The sequence below is a fragment of the Chungangia koreensis genome, assembly GCF_042651785.1.
GTDB classification, from domain to species: domain Bacteria; phylum Bacillota; class Bacilli; order Bacillales_A; family Planococcaceae; genus Chungangia; species Chungangia koreensis.
On record NZ_JBHSEC010000003.1, the window covers coordinates 114,910 to 134,607 of the forward strand.

The following is a 19,698-nucleotide window of genomic DNA, read 5'->3' on the forward strand; positions in this document are numbered from 1 at the left end:
CTGCCCCCCCGTTTTTGAGACAGATATCATAACAACTTTAAGCAACCAGTTACCGGTATTGTACTTGTTGCTTAAAGGTGTTGGGTACGGCAATTGTTATAATAATTGATGTCTTCTTTTACAATGTGCACTACGATGGCCGTAATAGCCTGTTTTAAGTCATCAAGGTAGAATAGAATGTTTAGACTTTAGCGAGGTGTGAAACGATTCGATTGGGGTATTATCAGCGGGAGTTCCATTTCAGGACAAACTCATAGTAATGCCTCTTTCTTTTACTCTTCGCAATAGAGAAGTAATTTTTCCGATATCCGTATCGATATTTTTTTGACGACAAAGTTCCCCGATTCTAAGCTCGATTGATTGTTCAAGCTTTCCTTCCCTGTATTTCTTTTTTAATCGAGAAAAGGTTTACCTTGGAATCCCTAAATGCTTACAAATATCTTGAATAGGCATTGATTCTTTATGGTTCATTACTAATTGATGCTTCTGGTGCCACATCCTCTCCGATTCATTGTACTTTTTTAGTTTTCAATCTATTGTTTGAGATAACGGATCTCGGCTTGTAATTGAGCATTTTCACTCTCAAAATCCGGACCCTTCTTATAGGCATAGGAATACTGTTTACCAACTGGTTGATGAAATGATAGGTTTCACCAGCGGTCTTAATATCTGTGATTTATTTTTGATATTCAACTCTTCCACGACTTCTTTAACTGGTATGCCTGCTTCTCTCATCTCTACAGCTTTAATCTTAGCTTCTGCCGGATGACTGTTACATGTATCCATAGAAAAACACCTCCAAGTTGGATTTGAGTTTTCAATACCCTAATTTCAACTTAAAGGTGTTTTTATTTGTCTCACTTTATGGGGTCAGTCCCTAAAATGACTATACTTTTTATAGTGCTTATTGATTATATTATTGTAACAACTGAAGTACACCTTGTGGTTGTTGGTTAGCTTGAGCCAACATCGATTGTGCAGCTTGAGTCAAGATGTTATTCTTCGTGAATGCCATCATTTCAGCAGCCATGTCAACGTCACGGATACGGGACTCAGCAGCTGTCAAGTTTTCAGAAGTTGCACCAAGGTTGTTAATAGTGTGCTCTAAACGGTTTTGAACAGCACCTAATTTGGAACGTTCTGTTGAAACGGTTGTAATTGCAGCTTCAATTGTTGAAATTGCTGCGTTTGCACCTGATGTTGAGCTAATAGAGATACCTGAAACCGATAAAGCTGATGCAGCCATAGAACCAATTGTTAAAGTAATGCTTTGTCCCGAGTTTGCTCCAATATGGAAAGCTTTACCGCTAAATCCGCCACTCAATAGTTTTTGTGTGTTGAATTCAGTATTTTCTGCAATACGGTTAATTTCTGAAACTAAAGCTGTTACCTCTTGTTGAAGTGCAGCACGGTCACCTGTAACGTTAGTATCGTTAGCAGATTGAACTGAAAGTTCACGCATACGTTGAAGGATGGAGTGAGTTTCGTTCAAAGCACCTTCAGCAGTTTGGATCAAAGAGATTGAGTCTTGAGCGTTTTTAGTAGCCATATCCAAACCGCGGATTTGTCCACGCATTTTTTCAGAGATTGCAAGACCAGCAGCGTCATCGCCAGCACGGTTGATTTTGAAACCGGAAGAAAGCTTTTCCAAGTTCTTAGCAGATTGGCTGTTGTTGAAAGTCAAGTTACGGTGTGTATTTAAAGCTGAAATGTTGTGTTGAATTCTCATTATGAGATTCCTCCTTGAATGTTTTGTTTATTCCACATCCTTGTGGAATTTTGTCTGGCGTTTTATTGGTCGGCCGCCCAATAAATGCCTTACACTACTTATATCGTTCCGTGAATGAAATGTTTAATAGTTTTATCAATTATTTTTTTTTATTTGATTAAAAAGATTTTGGTTGATGTTAGCAGCTTCTTTGTTTTGCTCCTGTATGCTTTGATATACCTCGGACCGGAATATACGTACGTTTTCAGGAGCGACTATGCCCAATTTCACTTGATCTCCTTCGACGGAAAGGATCTTCACTTCGATATTGTCCCCAAGCATAATGGATTCATCTTTTTTTCTTGTGAGTACTAACATTACTTGTCGCTCCCCTCATTTTGGATGGGATAACGTATCTGATACCGCACAGAATCTTGCAATACTATTTGTTTAGCAAGTTTCTTCTTATGATTAATAATAACTGGTGCTTGTAAGTTGATGGTTGATTGTTGGAAAGGTTCTCTTAAAGTGACTATCGAATAAAAGACAAGATCACTTTCCAATTCAATCTGTAAACTCTGCTTATCCTCTTCCTGCAAATCGAAAGCATAATCCGGTTTAAAGGCAAATGGAAAAGCGATAATAAAACCGATTTCGGATTCTTTTATAGATTGAAGGATGGCAAATGGGGAGTCAGGCTCAACAGGAAGAATAACGAATTCCGTTAAATCCTCAAAACCCGGAATCCCACCCTCAAAGTGAATAATGCTGGATTTTTCAATCTCAGCTTCTCCAAGAAATTTTGTTTTGATTTTCATTCTATTAACTCCTTTTATACAATGACGTCAATTTCAATAGAAGGATCTTGAATCATATAACCCGACACTTTACCCGGTGTATACTCATGAATCGGTCTGTTCATTTTAGCACTAATTTGGGGTTTGTTTGTTTCTGCTTCTATGTGCAACTTTGAAGGCGTATACGATATTTTTACTGAACTGATAGAAGGTACAAATTGGAGTCCTAATCGTTTCATGGGTCTTACGGCTTTTGTTTCTGCAATCGATTGTATGGGATTACCTTTCTTTTCAATCCTCATCAACTGATCACCCTCTTGCGCCCGTCTTGCAATACCAGCCAACATAGCTTGTCTACCACGCTGAGCATATTTTCGGGTTGATTCAAGAGGACCTATTAATCCAAGATCACGCCTTGCTTGCGAGGAGTCAATTTTTAGTATTGAATTTGATGTTTCCATATCAACAGTTGCACGTGGTTGCCGAATTTGTAAGTCGGCTTTTGGCTGCCGTATCAACTGCTGTGAATCTGTAATGTTCAAACCTAACATACCTTTAGTAGTCCGTATACTAAGTTGCGGGAAATTCATACTTTTCACCCTTTAAATAAAGCGTTTGAACAATTGTTCAAACGCTGTTTGTTGTTATCTTAGAAAATCCATTAATGTCGGTTGAATGATCCGCGAACCGACTGAAAGTGCAGCCCGGTGTATCGATTCTTGGGAAATCAATTCAGTTATTGCCTTTTCATAATCGATATCTTCATTATTTGATAGCTGTTTCGTAACCACAACTTCCTGGGTACTTAGTCGGTTCCCCATCATCTCGACACGATTTTGCCGGGCGCCAATATCTGCTCTTGACTCAAGGACAAGATCTTGGTTACCGCTAATACTACTCAAATAATTATCGAAATCTGATCCAGATTTAGTTGTATCTAATAATTCAGCTTCTAAACTGACCATCATTTCATCGATCTTACTAAACATATCATAACCATTGCTATTTACTGTAATTTGTACCCCATCGTAGACCTCAATATTAACAGATCCTTCATAAGAAGTATTTGCAGGTGCAGCTGGATAAGCAGTTCCTGCTGCTACGATTGGCTCTCCGGCTAATGTTGTATCTGTGAACAAAGGTTCTAAAGTTTTTGTACCAGAGAAAATATATTTATCTCCAACTTTAGTATTCGCTAAATCACGGATTTGGTCTTTAATTTGTGTAATTTCAGCCTGGATCTTCTTCCGGTCATCCGTTGTAACAGAGTCAGTTGAAGCTTGGGTTACCAGCTCTTGGACACGTTGTAGTGCAAGACCGACATGATCCAAAGCATCATCCGAGCTGTCTAACCAGTTATTTACTTCTCCGAGGTTCCTTTGATATTGTTCAACCTTACCAAGGTCAGTTCGATAACCTATTCCTTTGATTGCAACCACTGGGTCCTGAGATGGCCGGGTAATTTTCTTACCCGAATTAATTTGCTCTTGAATCATGCCCATTTTATTGTAGCTGCTGGACAAGTTACGAAGCATGTTATTTGAAAGCATGGATTGAGTTACGCGCATGTCAAACTCCTCCTATTATAATCCGACTCGGCCCATGCCGTTAATGATTTTGTCTAACGTTTCATCTACTACCGTAATCATTCGGGCTGAGGCGTTATAAGCCTGCTGGAACTTAATCATATTTGTCATTTCTTCATCTAATGAAACGGAGCTAACAGATGCACGGTTGTTTTCAACTGATAGTTTAATCGTTTGTGAATTATATGTGAGTCGACCAGCTTGTTCTCCTTCAACACCAAGTTGTCCAATGATTGACTGATAAAATGTCTGGATATTGGTATTTGGCACTGTTCCAATTGTAAGTGGGGCAAACTTCATATTGGCCAGTTTTAAAGCGTTGGCTCCGTTACCTTCTTCATTCAATGAAGAGGATGCTGCCACGCTTCCTGGATCCGTGATAATGGCCCCGTTCACCTTAATGGTACTCGCACTGAGTCCGGCAGGATCGAAGAAATCAGAAATATTAGCGCTTCCTTGCAAAGGAAAGCCGTTTCCGTGATCAGTATTAAATTTTGTTACGAAAGCCTTGGCCATATCATTCAAGTCTTTTAACATATCTGGATAAAAACCGGCCTCACTGTCAACTGGTCCATATCCATATGAATTAACTAATGAAAGCATTTTACCTTTATTCGCTTCTAATTGATTTTGGGAAATTGAACCACCTGTAGCAGAACCATTTGCAGTAAAAGTAAATGCACCAAAATCTTCGTAACCCTCCGCTGTAGTCAGGTTCGTTGACATCTCCGCATAATCTTTCCCATTGACTATATTAACTGGGCTTCCCGCTGTTTTAATAGAGACATTCACAATACCTTCTGCAATTTTAGAGGCATTTCCGCCTGACTTTACGTATTCCAATTCTATCGGAAAGTAGGTTGATAGTTCATCGAGTAAGTTATCGCGTGCATCATATAGATCATTCGGCAAATATCCATTTGGTTCAATCGATGCAATCTGTTCATTCAGTGAAGCAATCTGATCCAATATAGAGTTGATATCGTCAGTCGAGACTCTGATTTCATTCTTCAGATTCCCTTGAATATCACTTAATTGTTTATGAATATAATTAAATGAATCAGCTACTGCAATCCCCCGTTGAACAACTACTTTACGTGCTCCAGCGTTTTCAGGGTTTACACTTAGATCTTGAAGAGAATTCCAAAACTGATTCAAAGATTCATTCAAGCCAAATTCAGATGGTTCAGACATAATGTCTTCCATCTGAGTAATAGCTTGTGATCTGGATTCCCAATACCCTAATTTACTTGACTCTTGCCGGAATTGACGATCGATAAACGTATCACGAATTCGCTCTATTGACTGAGCTTGCACCCCAGTTCCAATAAAACCTGGCGTAGTGGGAGTATTCAAACCAATACCCGGGTAGCCTAAAGAAGCTTCCATATTCACACGTTGGCGTGAATAGCCAAGCGTGTTGGCGTTACTGATGTTGTGTCCTGTTGTATATAAAGCGGATTGCTGGGTGAACATTCCGCGTTTGCTCGTTTCTAAGCCCATGAATGTGGAGCGCATGGTTTTCCCCCTATTTTATGCCTGGGAGTCGAACGTGCTGTTGCCGGCCGACTTTGCCCGTTTAATAGTGTCTTTAGAATAGTTAATGGATTCCGGCGTTGGCCGGAGCATATCCAATGATAGGTTTACGAATTGAAGAGATTGATATGTCATCTTCTGGTTCAAATCGTTCTGCCATTTCAAATCGTGGATGGTCCGCATAAGTTCATCACGAACATGTTCCAATTGTTCTTTTTCTTCCGTACCAGCGGCTTCGATGACTGAAGCGACAGTCGGTTCAGCATTGGCAAATCCTTTTGCCTGCAGGTACTCCATTACCTTTTGCTGACGCTGTGTCTCCAGTTGCGAAATCGCTGCTACGTGCTTCTGCTCGTCCTTGAGCAGCTGATCGAGGCCTTCCATGTCCCCCGTTTTGATGAGCTCAGTTTTCTTAAAGCTAAGCCCAAGCAAACTCTTATGCAATTTGTCCAAATGGTTCATCGCTTCAAAAATCGGTGTGATGGACATGGTCTACCCTTCTTTCATTACCCTTTGTAGAATTTAAGCAGATCTTCTGCCACTTTGGCAGCGTCAGGCTTGTATGTTCCTGCTTCTACTTGGGCTTTCAATTGTTGTACCCGTTCCGCGCGCTCTGCCGGATAAGATGTAAGCCCGGATAGCTGTTTCGCTGCATCTGAAATCTCCAGCTTATCAGCACCGACTTTAGCGGCAGATTTTGCCGCTTCCGTTTTCAACTGGTTCCGTTTGTACGGATTCACGTTATTTACATTTAAATTCGGATTAATTTTCATACCGTTCTTCCTCCTTCGTGGAGATGTATAGTTATTATTTCGGTTATATTAATGAATTCTTTAGGGCCTTTCGAACGAAAATTGGCTGGTAGGAAAAATTCCCTGCCAGCCAACCAATTATTTCTTCGCATGGTAGGATGCATCCCGCTCCGCAATTTGCTCACGGAACTCCTGGGCTGCCTCAAACTCACGTAAATTCTGTTTCAAATCTTTCTGGCATTCTTCACAAAGCTTACCATCAGTTGTAATCTTACCGCAACTATCACAAGGATACCCCAAATTCGGAAAAAGCGCACGCTGCAGTCGGTTCTTACGTACCCATTTATAGAGAAGGCTCGACGGGACGCCTGTCACTTCAACGATTCGGTCAACATTCGCCGCCCGGTTCTCACGCTTACGCAGAAATTTATACACTACCTCGTATAATTCCTCTTCTTTCGCATAGCATTTCGGGCATACGTCCCGCATACCCGTATAATTGAACAAGTCGCCACATGTCGGACAATTTCTTACTTCTCCCATTACTTTTCCCCCTATGCACGGATCAACGTCACTGCCTCGACCTTCGCCGCTCCGGCATCCTTCAGCACTTTTGCCGCATGCCGGACAGTCGTCCCAGTCGTGTACAAATCGTCGATCACAATATAATGCTTTTTCTCAATCGTACTTCCAGGTTTTATTGCAAATAAAGGCTCTGCATTCATCCGTTCTTGCTTCGACTTTTCACCTTGTGTCACGTCTGCAGTCTTCTCAAATAGATGTACGTATGGAATCCGAGCATCATCCAAGATTCGATCAACATGGGCGAAAGTGCGTTTCTTCAGTTTTTCAGGATGCATCGGAATCGGAACGATTATAGCTTTTCTGTTTTTCAATAAAGCCCTCATATCCTCGGCAAAAACTTTCGACAGAATTGCATCCTGAAGAAATTTATATTGATGCAAGTAGTCCTTCATTGCTTCATTGTACTGGTAGACCGAAGTTAGACCATCCAAGCTATTCTCATAGATTGAACCAATCCATTCGGCTTTGTCTTCTTTTATATCGGTCTTCTCGAACTTTTTTGAACACCTTTCACATATAGGTGGACCTATTTTATTGAGAAAAAGTCCGGACCATGTCGGTTGGATAATCATCGGCGAATGGCAAAGCAAACAATTCATATATGAACCTCCTTCGCTCGATTAAGCCGCTCAATTTCTCTTTTTGCGTCATCCATTGCATAAGTAATGCCATGGTGGAAGAACACGAGGTCACCAGTCGGATCATCCTTTGATCGACCAACTCTTCCGCCGATTTGAATAAGTGCACTTTCAGTGAAGATTCCCTCATCTGCTCCAACAACAGCTACTTGAACACGTGGGATGGTGATTCCTCGTTCCAAGATGGTCGTAGTGAGGAGTCCGGGCACTTCTTTATTTCGAAGACTTAACACTTTCTCTTTCCGGTCAGGGACATCAGCATGCACAGCATGTATTCCTCGATGGATTTGTTGAAATAAAGGCTCAGCCTTTTCCATTAACTCGATCGTAGGAAAGAATATGAGGAATGGTTCTTCATTCGCGAGCCTTTCTGCAGTCCAATCTCTTAACTTAGATGGTATTCTCCCTTTATGTATTTGCTTCCCATAGTTCCATAACGAGTCAAACCTCGGTACAGGTAATGGATGCCCATGGAACCGTTTGGTGATGACTGAGATTCTTCCGCCTGATTGCTTTACATTCCGAATTAACTCGTTGGATGGAGTGGCCGTTACCACATAAACCGGGGTATCTGGTTTCTTAGCCTTCTCAACTGCCCGTCTTAATGTTTCATCCGCAGAATATGGAAATGCATCCGCTTCATCTACAAATACTGCATCGAACGCCCCTTCAAAGCGGTAAAGTTGATGTGTCGTAGCGATCACAAGCTGGGCAAACCCTTCTTGGAACTCCGCTCCCCCGTAAAGTGAATGGATAATAGTTTCCGGGAACACTTGTCTGAAGCGTGGAGTTAATTCCAATACTACGTCTGTCCTTGGAGCAGCTACACAGACGCGTTTGCCTTCCTGCAGCAGTTCATGAATGGGTTTGAATAAAATCTCTGTCTTCCCTGCTCCACAAACTGCATGGATTAAATGAGGACGCTCTAACTGAATGTTCTCACTCAATTCATTTGCGGCTTTCTGCTGGGCAGACGTAAGTTGTCCATCCCATGCGAAACTATGATCTTGCTTGATTTCCGGAGAAGGTCCATTCCATTTAATGAGTTTCGTACAACTGCTCACCCGTCCCATTCGAATACAGTGGCGGCAATAGACACATGGCCCTTCACACTTAGCACAATCGAACATAGCAAAAAATCGCCGGTCCGTGTTTCGGCAACGCATACAAGTATAGGTATGAATGAATTTAGTTTTCTTCTGGTAAATTCCGTCGATGGTTGTAAGAAGGTTATTCTCGATGTGGTCATTGATGAGGTCTTGCGGGAAAGGGGTATGGTCGCGCAGCCAAATGCGCCCCGTGAGAAATTCCTGTAATTCTTTTTTCATGGTTCCTCCTTTATATTGAAGAATCGTTGATAAAAATTAATAATCGTTGATATATTGGTCAGAATCGTTGATATATGTCCAATAATCGTTGATAAACCTTCAACAATCGTTGATATCCCCAACCTTCTAAAACAAGCGGCCTCCGAAGAAGCCGCTCAAATAACATAATAATAGTCCTTATTTCCGCATCCAGCCGAGACCCATGGAACCTTCGCCTAAATGTGTTCCGATTACCGGCCCGAAATAACTGATGGTGAATTCGACATTTGGGAACTTCTCTGCCATTTCCTTGCGCCATTCTTCCGCTTCCAATGGGCGGTTCGCGTGAATAATAGCTGCTTCAAGTTTCTCATATTTCGCAGCATCCTCACCTAATAATTCGACAATTCGATTCATGGCCTTCTTACGGGTCCGGATTTTCTCGAATGGGACAATGACTTTATTTTCAAAATGAAGCAAAGGTTTGATTTGCAGTAATCCGCCAATGAGGGCTTGAGCACTCGATAATCTTCCGCCGCGCTGCAAATGTGAAAGATCATCAGCCATGAAATAAGCTCGCTCCGACAGCTTTAAGTCTTCAAGTTCGGACATGATGTCTTCCGCCGAAATGCTTTGTTTCGCCATTTTCGCAGCACGCAAGGCATAAAATCCTTGGACATAGCAAGACGTTTCCGAGTCGAAAGCATACACTTTCGCACCTTCCGTCATTTGACCGGCTTGCACAGCCCCTTGGTATGTACCGCTAATGCCGCTCGATAAATGAACGGAAATGATGGCATCGTAGTCCTTTGCAAGTCTTGAGAACAGTTCTGTAAACTGGCCGACTGGCGGCTGGGACGTTTTTGGAAGCTCTCCACCTTCCCGGACAAGACGGTAAAACTCGTCCACATGAAGATTAACCTCTTCCTCATACGCATGTCCTCCGACAATAACCGACAGAGGAACCATATGTATATCCCACTCATCCCGCACTTCTTTTGGAAGATAGGACGTGCTATCTGTCACGATCGCTGTTTTCATTCTATCAACTCCTACCCTATATTCTACCGAATGAGACTGTAAATGGAAACATGAAAAGGGCACCTCAAAAGCACGCCTTTTGAAATGCCCAAGAATTATTACTCCGTGTCACCTATAAAGTAAACGCTCGAAATTCGCCATTTGCCATCTTCTTTCACAAATACCGTCACCTGACGGCCAGAGCGATCGATGGTTGCACCACTTTTCGGTTCGCTCATGCTGATGTCAATATTCGCAAATAGCTGAGCTTCGTTTTCGCTATATTTCACAATCGTATGATTGCTCGCTTCCCGCTTCGTATCATACTTTTCAAATGCCGTTTGAACGGCCATTTTTTCATCATCATATTTAAAGCCTTCAGGTTTTTTCGCAATCGTCGCCATGTAGCGGTCGATGTCTTCCTCGTTGAATGCAGCTAAGTTTTCATTGAAAACCTCAATCACTGCTTCCCGCTCCTCTTTCGGAACGTTTGTCGCCTCTTCTACCGAACCTTTGCCGGTTACATTAAAGCCGACGGAATCATTCGTCACCCCATGGTCAAGTGTGCTCTGCGCATTTTGAGGAGCATCGCTATTGGACTGCAAGGTATTTGTATCATCATTGCCGCATGCGACCAGCAACAAGCCGAAGACGGATATCGTTAGTAATTTTAATAAGTTCATCGTTCTACCTCCTCCGGATAGTTTGTCACAATTTGTAGGTCTTTTCAATTAGAAGGTTCTTGGCGTAGATAATATGACGTTTTATGAGCAGTTGGCCGCCGCCAATGAGCAGATTCGTTCTCCCAATGAGCAGTTAGCCACTCCCTATGAGCAGTTGATGCTTTTCTATGAGCAGTTAACCTATGACAGGCTCGAATTGAGTCACTCTGGCCATGTCTATGCTCGGATAAGCTCCCTCTATGCTCGGATAACCACGTCCTATGCTCGCATAGCGTCCATCTATGCTTGGATCACCTTTTTATGGAAGAATAAACTCCCCTCACCTCTCATATATGGGCGGATAGCGTCATATATGGGCGGATAGGCCACAGATATGGGCGGATAAGCGTCAAGTATGGGCGGATAACCATTATTAATGAGCGTTCGCCCATTTACTCCCAACTCTCACCCATACCCGCTCCAACCTCCATCACATCCCATAAGACGTATCCACCTAAAAAAGGTTCTCCCCACACAAAAACTCCTCCAGCCCAAAGGCCAAAGGAGTCTTCAATTTCACATGTAAATTATCGAACTTCCACCCAACCGTTTTTGATCGCAGTAACTACTGCCTGTGTACGGTCGTTAACGTTCATCTTTTGCAGAATGCTGGAAACGTGGTTCTTAACAGTCTTTTCAGATATGTAAAGCGTTTCCCCGATGGAACGGTTGCTTTGTCCGTCTGTCAACAACTGAAGTACTTCGCATTCGCGTTTCGTCAACAGATGGAATGGACGGCGGATTTCCGCTTGGTGGAATGATCCTTTATGTTCTTTTTCGCTTAAGCGGCGGAATTCTGCCACTAAGTTGCGTGTCACTTTTGGATGTAGGTAAGAACCGCCTGCAGCTACGATTTTAATCGCTTGTACAATCGCGTCAGCGTCCATTTCCTTCAACATATAGCCTAATGCACCTGTTTTCAATGCATGTGTGACATAGGATTCATCATCATGGATCGAAAGGATGATAACCCGTGCATCCGGGTGCGCAGCCATAAGTTCGCCTGTTGCATCGATGCCGTTTTTGTTCGGCATGTTAATATCGACCAATACAACATCCGGTTGGTGCTGTTCATACAAAGGCACCACTTCGTTGCCGTCGCCGCCTTCTGCTACAACGTTGAACGAATCTTCAAAATCCAAGATCCGTTTGACTCCTTCGCGGAATAATTGATGGTCATCGACAATCACTATATTTGTCATATCCAATTCCCCCCTATGACTCTTCTTCAAGTTTTAGTTTGATAGGTATTCTGAATAGCAATAGTGCACCTTTTGACGGCGCTGAACTAATCGCCATTTCTCCTTTAAGTAAATCGACCCGCTCTTGCATTCCGATTAATCCGAATGACTGGTCCTTGACAATTTTCGGCTCAAAGCCGACTCCGTTATCCTTTACGACGATGTTCATCACATCGGTGAGCCATTCGATTTTGACCCAAATATCCTTCGATTTTCCATGTTTGACCGAATTGGTGACAGCTTCCTGGATCAGGCGGAAAATCGAGATCTCATAGTTGGATAAGAAGCGGCGCTCCTCCCCGATTGATTGGAAATGAATGGTTGTCCCCGTGTTATATCCCTCGAAGGTCGCCAAATATTTCTTTAGCGTTGGAGCCAATCCTAAATCATCAAGTGCCATTGGTCTTAAATCATATATGATTCGGCGAACTTCTGAAAGGGCATTACGAACCATTTCTTTTAGTGAGCCTATCTCCACAAATGCACTTTCCGGGCCTTTCTCGGTGTATGTACGTTCAATTAAATCTGATCGGACAAGTACGTTGGCCATCATTTGGGCAGGTCCATCATGGATTTCACGGGAAACCCGCTTCCGTTCCTCTTCCTGCGCTTCAATAATTTTCATACTAAAGTCCTGCCTGACTTTAGCACTCTCTAACGCCTGTCCAACATCCTTCAGATCCATCGTCAAATAGTTCAAGACGACATTCACTTGGTTCACAAGCTGATCTGCACGCTGGATTGTATCCTGCAATGCCAACAGTCTGCGTTCCAAATCGTCCCGTCGTTCACGGAGCTGTTTCTCCTCCGTCCGGTTGATCGACAGTTTGATCTGTAAATCATTTGCCGTTTCGTAAGCTTGTCTAACTTGAGTTTCAGTGAAAGAATTGAAGTTTTTAGAGACCTCTGCGAGCCGTCGCCGAGCATATCTCGTCTTATCCTCCAAATAATCCCCTTCGGTAATTACCCGGGAAATGGCAGTACGAACCTCATCCAATTCTTTTTTCATATTATCGAAGCTTTGACGGCTTTGTTCGCTTATAATGAAAATGTCGCTCTTCGACTGATCCATCGTTTGGATCATCTTATTGAAGATTAAATCGAGGGACTTGATATCGACCTTTTTCCCAGACATGTCTCGTTCTCCTCTAACACTAAACGCAAAGAATACTACGTTTATTTATATTTCGACAGCCTCAGGAAAAAATCCTTCAATGGCTCATATAATTATACCATTTCACGCTTAAAAAACTATTAAAAGTTCTTTACAAACGAACGGAGGTGCGCCTATGCGCGACGATTACAAAACGGTAAAAGGATATGGAGAAGCTGAAACTATCATTCAAAAATCCCAATTTCTCACATATATTGAACGAGCTGAAACAGAAGAAGAAGCGATCGCCTTCATCGATTCCATTAAACAAAAACATAGAAGTGCGAACCATAACTGCTCGGCGTACTTGATCGGCGAACACGATACAATCCAAAAAGCGAATGATGATGGGGAACCAAGCGGCACGGCTGGCGTCCCTATGTTAGAGGTCTTAAAAAAACAAGGTCTGAAAGATACAGTTGTTGTGGTAACCCGCTACTTTGGCGGAATAAAATTAGGCGGTGGCGGATTAATCCGGGCATATGGAAAATCTGTGACGAATGGATTGGAAAAAACGGGTATAGTAGAACGAAAGCTTCATTTTCTCATGAAAGTTTCAATTGACTATACGTTACTCGGAAAAATGGAAAACGAAGTACGGAATTCTAAATTCAGATTAAAAGAGATTCAATATGCAGAAGCAGTTGACCTATACATTTACGCACATCGCACGGAAGAGGATGAATTCATCACATGGATCACTGATCTTTCAAACGGACAGGCAACGGTGAATATTGTCGAAACAGAGTTTTTAGAGTCGGAGGCATAAGTGGAAGAAAAAGCATTTTACGACAAGTTGGGACCATAGTATAATAGTAAGATAGGCCAATTTGAAAGATTCGTTTACTTTTATATAGAGGAGAATTGAATATGAGAAGAAAAGAATTCAGGAAGCACTCAAAAGGCTCTTCAAAAAAGAAACTTGCCTTGAAGATTTCCTTGTTACTTGCACTTTCTCTGCTTCTGTCATTGACCGCATATGGGGTCTATTTGACGAAGAAGGTGGAGCATGCTGCTAATAATGCATATGAAGTAGCTGGTCAAAAAGGGTCCACTCTCCGTGATAATGAAGTGCAACCCGTATCAGACAATGTTTCAATTTTATTCATTGGCGTTGATAATAGTGAAGCACGTAACCAAGGCGAACGGAACACGAGAACGGATGCCCTTATGGTGGCTACTCTTAATAACAAAGACAAATCAGTGAAATTATTAAGTATTCCACGAGATTCATATGTATATATCCCAGAAGCGGGATACGAGGACAAAATTACTCATGCTTACGGCCATGGCGGTACACGCGTTACGATTGAAACAGTGGAAGAACTTCTTGAAATCCCGATCGATTATTATGTGAAAATGGATTTTAACGCATTTATCGATGTAGTTGATGCCCTCGATGGCATTACGGTGGATGTTCCATTTAATCGATTGGAAAAAGACGAAAATGACCGTAGGACAGTTCAATTAACAAAAGGCTTACAAACGTTGGACGGACGTCACGCACTTGCTCTTGCAAGAACCCGATATGTCGATAACGACATCGAGCGTGGTAAACGTCAGCAAATGATTTTGGAAGCTGTAATCGATAAAGCCACTTCAGCAAGCTCCTTCACAAAATATGGTGATGTGATTGACGCAGTCGGCGGCAACATGAAGACAGATATGACATTCGATGAAATGACCTCCTTCTTCAACTATATTAAAGGCGGAAAGCCGCAAATTGACTCGTTATCCCTTACAGGAGACGACGATATGTCCACTGGTACGTACTACTGGATTTTAGATGAAGAAGATTTGGAAGAAACAAGAGACATCTTGAAAGCTCACCTCGGTCTGACTACCGATACTTCGAACCTTTCAGATGGCAGTAGTTCCATTCAAGATCCAACTCACACAGCCCAAGGACAATACGACGAAGACTAACTAACTGCCCTCCACGGTGAGGGTGGTTTTTTTATGTATGAATAAAGGCAGTAATTTATCTTCCCTGCTCACTCTGAAATAAACCCCCTAAAAAAGCAAAAAAGCGCCTGGCACTGTAACAATTCAACATTGTTATCATGCCAGGCACTTATTTTATTTCCCGATCATACTTAACATACGTACTAAATTCAATAATGGTCGATAATTCTTACCGGCTAGTCCAACAACTTCTACGAACAACTCGATTGCAATGAGCATGACCGTAATCAGTAACAGTGCTCCCCAAATCGTCGCATACGAGAAAATGATGGCAGCAATTCCGAACAACGCGGCAATACCGTAGATAATCAAAACCGTTTGCCTATGCGAGAATCCCGCACGTAGCAAGCAGTGGTGCAAATGTGATTTATCTGGTGCAGATAAAGGTTGCTTCTCTCGAATCCGGCGTACAATCGCAAAGAATGTATCCGAAACCGGTACACCCAACATAATAATCGGGATGACCAACGAGATAAATGTTACGTTTTTAAATCCGGAAAGGGCTAATACAGATATCATGAAGCCCAAGAACAGTGCTCCCGTATCACCCATGAAGATCTTCGCTGGATGGAAATTATAGAAAAGGAAACCGATTGTACTAGCTGCCAAAATGGAAGCTGTCACAATTACGAATGTGTCCCCTTTGATGATCGCCATCCCGGAAAGCGTAATAAGAGCAATTGTTGAAACACCTGCGGCTAACCCATCTAATCCATCGATTAGGTTAATCGCGTTTGTAATCCCGACAATCCAAAGTATGGTTAACGGGATGTTCAAGAAACCGAATGCCAACTCTCCACCGAACGGCAAGTTAATGAACGGAATTTCAAGTCCGCCCCAGAACACCACAATAAGTGCTGCTGCTAACTGGCCTGTCAGCTTCGCTTTCGCTGTAATTTCAAACAAATCATCCAGTATTCCTGTAGCAACGATAATGAGCGCACCGACGATAATCGCCCAAGCTGCATCATCTTGCGGCCTCATGACGAGGAACCCGATCATGAATGCCAGGAATATAGCCAATCCGCCTAAACGCGGCATAATTTTTGCATGCACTTTTCTATAATTTGGCTTATCGACCGCACCGATGCGGACGGCAAACCGTTTAACGATCGGAGTTAATACTATTGATGCGACAAATGCCACAACCAGTGTCAGGTATAGCATGCCTATCCTCCTCAAAAACAACTCAATTCTATGATCAAACCAAAAGTATTATAGCATGAAATCTTCTATAATACATCATTAACAAAAAAATGAATGTTATTACCTACTTGCCCAAATTTCCTTAAAGAAAAACCACCTTCTATTTAGACGTTTCGACCGATTCATAGGTTTCATGTGATGATATGGTCTTTCTCCCTAAAATTTGATAAAATAACATCATGTCTAAAGTAGACAGACTAAAAGGAGAGTACCCATATGTTATCGTTTTTTAAACGTTCAAATGAAACTAGTCCACGACAATTAAAAAGATATTGGAAAATTGTCGATGAAATTAATAAATTGGAAGACAACTATTCGAAGATGTCAGACGAAGAATTGAAATCGATGACAGCCTTCTTTAAAAATGAATTAGCAAACGGCAAGGAGATTCAAAAAATCATACCAAATGCATTTGCCGTTGTCCGTGAAGCGTCAAAGCGTGTTTTGAACATGCGTCATTTCGATGTACAGCTGATCGGCGGATTGGTCCTCGCTGAAGGTAATATCGCTGAAATGCCGACTGGTGAAGGTAAAACACTTGTTGCCTCCCTTCCCTCTTACGTACGAGCTCTCGAAGGTAAAGGCGTTCACGTCATTACAGTGAACGACTACTTGGCAAACCGTGACTACGAACAGATCGGTCAGATACACCGCTTTTTAGGACTGACAGTCGGTTTGAATTTACCGATGATGCAGTCAGAACAAAAACAGGAAGCTTATAATGCAGATATTACATATGGTGTCGGAACAGAATTCGGCTTCGACTATTTGCGTGACAATATGGTAGCGGACCTTTCTCAGAAAGTGCAACGCCCCTACCATTACGCGATTATCGATGAAGTCGACAGTGTCTTGATCGATGAAGCGAAAACGCCTTTGATTGTTGCCGGGAAGATGCCTGCTGATCCTGATCTTCATGCCATTGCAGCCCGTCTCGCAAAACGTTTTGAAAAAGAGAGAGACTACGATTTTGACGATGAAACTAAAGCGACTTCCCTTACAGAAGTCGGTATCGAGAAAGTTGAAAAGGCATTTGGCGTAGACAATTTGTATGAATTGGAACACCAGACGCTTTACCACTACATGATCCAAGCGGTACGTGCCCACGTCATGTTTGAACGCGACGTCGACTATATCGTGAAAGAAGATAAAATCATGCTTGTAGATATGTTTACCGGCCGCATCATGGAAGGCCGGACATTGTCCGATGGCCTCCATCAGGCTATCGAAGCTAAGGAAGGCTTGCCGATCACGGAGGAAAATAAAGCTCAAGCCCAAATTACGATTCAAAACTACTTCCGGATGTATCCGATCCTTAGTGGTATGACTGGAACGGCAAAAACGCAGGAAAAAGAATTCCGTGAAGTTTACGGGATGGACGTCATTCAGATTCCGACGAACCGTCCGAAAATCCGTGTCGATCAAAAGGACAAAGTGTATGCAACAATTGAACAAAAGTACACTGCCGTTGCCGATGAAGTGAAGAAACGCCATGACAAAGGGCAACCAGTCCTTGTCGGTACGACTTCCATCCTCCAATCGGAAAAGGTGGCAAATTACCTCGACAAATTAGGATTGGAATATAACTTACTGAACGCGAAAAGCGTGGAGCAGGAGGTATACCTGATTTCCCAAGCTGGACAGCTTGGACACATCACAGTCGCCACAAACATGGCCGGCCGTGGTACAGACATTGTGTTGGGCGATGGTGTCGCTGAAGTTGGTGGATTGTTCGTCCTCGGTACCGAAAAGCATGAAAGCCGCAGAATTGATAACCAGCTGCGTGGACGTTCCGGACGTCAAGGAGACCCAGGAGAAAGCCAATTCTTCCTATCTCTCGAGGATGATATGTTCCGCCGTTTTGCAAAAGACGATTTGGAGAAGTTCTCACCTAAAGTGACGACGGATGAAGATGGATTAGTACAGAACAGCGATGTACATGAACTTACGGACAGGACACAACGGATCGTTGAAGGCGCACAATTCTCCATGCGAGAATACAACCTGAAATTAGACGATGTCATCAATGACCAGCGAAAAGTTGTTTATACTTTACGCGACCGTGTGTTGAAAGGCGAAAACACAATGGAAGCGTTAAAAACTATGGTAGACGAGCTTGTCGAATTCGTAGTCGGAGAAAGTTGCCCTGACGATGTAATTCCTGAAAACTGGGATTTCGACCGTATCGAACGTACCGTTAACCAATTGTTCCTTACACCCGTTACCATCGATCGCAAGTCCGACAAAGTGAAGAAAATCATGAATGACTTGAAGGAACCGTTAGACGAACTAAAAGTATTCATGGATACATTCAAGGAAAACGAACAAGTGATGAACACGATTCCTCGCGTCATGCTTTCCTATATCGATTCGATGTGGGTGAAACATTTGGAAGCGATGACTCGTCTGAAAGAAGGAATCGGTCTTCGTGCGTATCAACAGGAAGATCCTATGAGGATTTACGAACGCGAAGGACTTGAATTATTCGCGATGAACTACCAAAACTTAAGACGCTCAACTGCCGCGGAAATCGTCGGCTTCATGAGAGCATTGAATCAGCAGGAGGTGCAATAATGGGATTATTTTCGTTCTTCAAACAATCAGAGAAAACCGGTAAAGATGCAACAGTCAGTTCGGAAGAATTAGTTGACCATGCAGAAACGGGCGACGTGGATCGAGAAGTGGAAACTCCCCTCTCCTTCCATCCGGAATGGAACGTACCGAAAGAACAGGAATACGTTTTCCGTTTCCTTTCAAATGAATTGGAGCCATTGAAGCCAAATCAGATTTCCCTTTCCGGGATTGACATTGATGAGGATCAAAACGGCGGATTGCTTGTTAAAGCCTTCTTCCGTTCCTCCCTCCCACGTCCGATTGAAATGGGTAACGCAGAGTTGATGCTTTTAGATGGCGAAGACAACTTACTTGCTTCAAAAGAATTCAATCTAAAGGAATTAGGTGAAATCCCTGCCGAAAGTGCCCGCCCATGGGTATTCACTTTTGAACAACCTTTCCTAAAAGTCGAAGGCAAACCGGCTGACGGCTGGAAATTGGCATTCAACGTGCAATCCTTAGTTCCACACCAATTGGACTTGGACCCTGCATGGGAAGAAGGATTGCCTGAGGAGCAAAAGGATGCTTTGCGACAAGTGATTGAGAAACTGCCGAAGCTAAATCCGCGTGAAGTGAACTTCAGTGGCTTCCAAGCAAAGATTCAACCGGAAGGCAGCCTTGCTGTTTCGCTTTTCATCCGGAACGGTCACACGCAACATATCACGCTCGAACAGCTTCCTCTGGAAGTACTCGATGCTACTGGCACGTTAGTCGCTCGTGGATCCTTCAATCTGCCGTCTCTAACGGTCAAAGCCAATACATCCAAGCCATGGACCTTCATCTTCCCGAAAGAAATGATCATCATGGAGAATCCGGACTTTTCACGATGGACTGTCCGCGTTCCTCAATAAGTCAGAAAAGCACCCAGA

General features: G+C 42.8%; 21 protein-coding genes. 4 read left to right on the forward strand and 17 right to left on the reverse strand.

What is annotated here, in order from left to right; all coding sequences use genetic code 11:
• Positions 1-621: 621 nt before the first annotated feature.
• From ACFOZY_RS03820 to ACFOZY_RS03895, 16 genes are all read right to left on the reverse strand, one after another.
• The gene (locus ACFOZY_RS03820) at positions 622-786 is read right to left on the reverse strand and encodes a hypothetical protein (protein ID WP_378152440.1); all 165 of its coding nucleotides are present in this window, start codon (positions 784-786) and stop codon (positions 622-624) included.
• Positions 787-916: 130 nt separating this feature from the next.
• Entirely contained in the window at positions 917-1,729 is an 813-nt protein-coding gene (locus tag ACFOZY_RS03825) for a flagellin N-terminal helical domain-containing protein (RefSeq protein ID WP_378152442.1), read from the reverse strand.
• Between the two features lie 135 nt (positions 1,730-1,864).
• Positions 1,865-2,086, reverse strand: coding sequence for a carbon storage regulator CsrA (gene csrA / locus ACFOZY_RS03830; RefSeq protein WP_378152444.1), 222 nt, complete (start codon positions 2,084-2,086; stop codon positions 1,865-1,867).
• A complete protein-coding gene (gene fliW, locus ACFOZY_RS03835) occupies positions 2,086-2,526 on the reverse strand; it encodes a flagellar assembly protein FliW (RefSeq protein ID WP_378152446.1) in 441 nt (146 codons plus the stop codon). Before fliW ends, csrA begins: the two co-directional genes overlap by 1 nt.
• 14 nt (positions 2,527-2,540) lie before the next feature.
• Positions 2,541-3,095, reverse strand: a complete 555-nt coding sequence (locus tag ACFOZY_RS03840; protein ID WP_378152448.1) for a DUF6470 family protein — start codon at positions 3,093-3,095, stop codon at positions 2,541-2,543.
• A 54-nt stretch (positions 3,096-3,149) separates the two neighbouring features.
• Entirely contained in the window at positions 3,150-4,073 is a 924-nt protein-coding gene (gene flgL, locus ACFOZY_RS03845) for a flagellar hook-associated protein FlgL (RefSeq protein WP_378152450.1), read from the reverse strand.
• A gap of 15 nt (positions 4,074-4,088) precedes the next feature.
• Positions 4,089-5,609 carry a flagellar hook-associated protein FlgK gene (gene flgK / locus ACFOZY_RS03850; RefSeq protein ID WP_378152452.1) on the reverse strand — a complete coding sequence of 507 codons (1,521 nt, stop codon included), beginning with the start codon at positions 5,607-5,609 and terminating at the stop codon, positions 4,089-4,091.
• A gap of 15 nt (positions 5,610-5,624) precedes the next feature.
• A complete protein-coding gene (locus ACFOZY_RS03855) occupies positions 5,625-6,116 on the reverse strand; it encodes a flagellar protein FlgN (protein WP_378152454.1) in 492 nt (163 codons plus the stop codon).
• 17 nt (positions 6,117-6,133) lie between these two features.
• Positions 6,134-6,400, reverse strand: coding sequence for a flagellar biosynthesis anti-sigma factor FlgM (gene flgM / locus ACFOZY_RS03860; RefSeq protein ID WP_378152456.1), 267 nt, complete (start codon positions 6,398-6,400; stop codon positions 6,134-6,136).
• Between the two features lie 117 nt (positions 6,401-6,517).
• Positions 6,518-6,922, reverse strand: coding sequence for a TIGR03826 family flagellar region protein (locus tag ACFOZY_RS03865; protein ID WP_378152458.1), 405 nt, complete (start codon positions 6,920-6,922; stop codon positions 6,518-6,520).
• A gap of 11 nt (positions 6,923-6,933) precedes the next feature.
• Positions 6,934-7,563: a ComF family protein gene (locus ACFOZY_RS03870; RefSeq protein WP_378152460.1), complete on the reverse strand. Its 630-nt coding sequence runs from the start codon at positions 7,561-7,563 to the stop codon at positions 6,934-6,936.
• Positions 7,560-8,930, reverse strand: a complete 1,371-nt coding sequence (locus ACFOZY_RS03875; RefSeq protein WP_378152462.1) for an ATP-dependent helicase ComFA — start codon at positions 8,928-8,930, stop codon at positions 7,560-7,562. The genes ACFOZY_RS03870 and ACFOZY_RS03875 overlap by 4 nt, the downstream gene beginning before the upstream one ends.
• Positions 8,931-9,107: 177 nt before the next feature.
• Positions 9,108-9,950 carry a DegV family protein gene (locus ACFOZY_RS03880; RefSeq protein ID WP_378152464.1) on the reverse strand — a complete coding sequence of 281 codons (843 nt, stop codon included), beginning with the start codon at positions 9,948-9,950 and terminating at the stop codon, positions 9,108-9,110.
• A gap of 98 nt (positions 9,951-10,048) precedes the next feature.
• On the reverse strand, positions 10,049-10,612 hold the full coding sequence (locus tag ACFOZY_RS03885) for a nuclear transport factor 2 family protein (RefSeq protein ID WP_378152466.1): 564 nt from the start codon (positions 10,610-10,612) through the stop codon (positions 10,049-10,051).
• 566 nt (positions 10,613-11,178) lie between these two features.
• Positions 11,179-11,853: a response regulator gene (locus tag ACFOZY_RS03890; protein WP_378152468.1), complete on the reverse strand. Its 675-nt coding sequence runs from the start codon at positions 11,851-11,853 to the stop codon at positions 11,179-11,181.
• Positions 11,854-11,866: 13 nt separating this feature from the next.
• On the reverse strand, positions 11,867-13,027 hold the full coding sequence (locus ACFOZY_RS03895; RefSeq protein ID WP_378152470.1) for a sensor histidine kinase: 1,161 nt from the start codon (positions 13,025-13,027) through the stop codon (positions 11,867-11,869).
• Between the two features lie 154 nt (positions 13,028-13,181).
• Between ACFOZY_RS03895 and ACFOZY_RS03900 the strand changes: the two genes are divergently transcribed.
• Positions 13,182-13,814, forward strand: a complete 633-nt coding sequence (locus ACFOZY_RS03900) for a YigZ family protein (RefSeq protein ID WP_378152472.1) — start codon at positions 13,182-13,184, stop codon at positions 13,812-13,814.
• A gap of 101 nt (positions 13,815-13,915) precedes the next feature.
• Positions 13,916-14,971, forward strand: coding sequence for an LCP family protein (locus ACFOZY_RS03905; protein ID WP_378152474.1), 1,056 nt, complete (start codon positions 13,916-13,918; stop codon positions 14,969-14,971).
• 153 nt (positions 14,972-15,124) lie between these two features.
• On the opposite strand, the gene ACFOZY_RS03910 is transcribed toward ACFOZY_RS03905, so the two are convergent.
• Positions 15,125-16,177: a glycosyltransferase family 4 protein gene (locus ACFOZY_RS03910; RefSeq protein ID WP_378152476.1), complete on the reverse strand. Its 1,053-nt coding sequence runs from the start codon at positions 16,175-16,177 to the stop codon at positions 15,125-15,127.
• 255 nt (positions 16,178-16,432) lie between these two features.
• Between ACFOZY_RS03910 and secA2 the strand changes: the two genes are divergently transcribed.
• The gene (secA2, locus tag ACFOZY_RS03915) at positions 16,433-18,790 is read left to right on the forward strand and encodes an accessory Sec system translocase SecA2 (RefSeq protein ID WP_378152478.1); all 2,358 of its coding nucleotides are present in this window, start codon (positions 16,433-16,435) and stop codon (positions 18,788-18,790) included.
• Positions 18,790-19,680 carry an accessory Sec system S-layer assembly protein gene (locus ACFOZY_RS03920; protein ID WP_378152480.1) on the forward strand — a complete coding sequence of 297 codons (891 nt, stop codon included), beginning with the start codon at positions 18,790-18,792 and terminating at the stop codon, positions 19,678-19,680. Before secA2 ends, ACFOZY_RS03920 begins: the two co-directional genes overlap by 1 nt.
• The last annotated feature ends 18 nt before the right edge of the window (positions 19,681-19,698 follow it).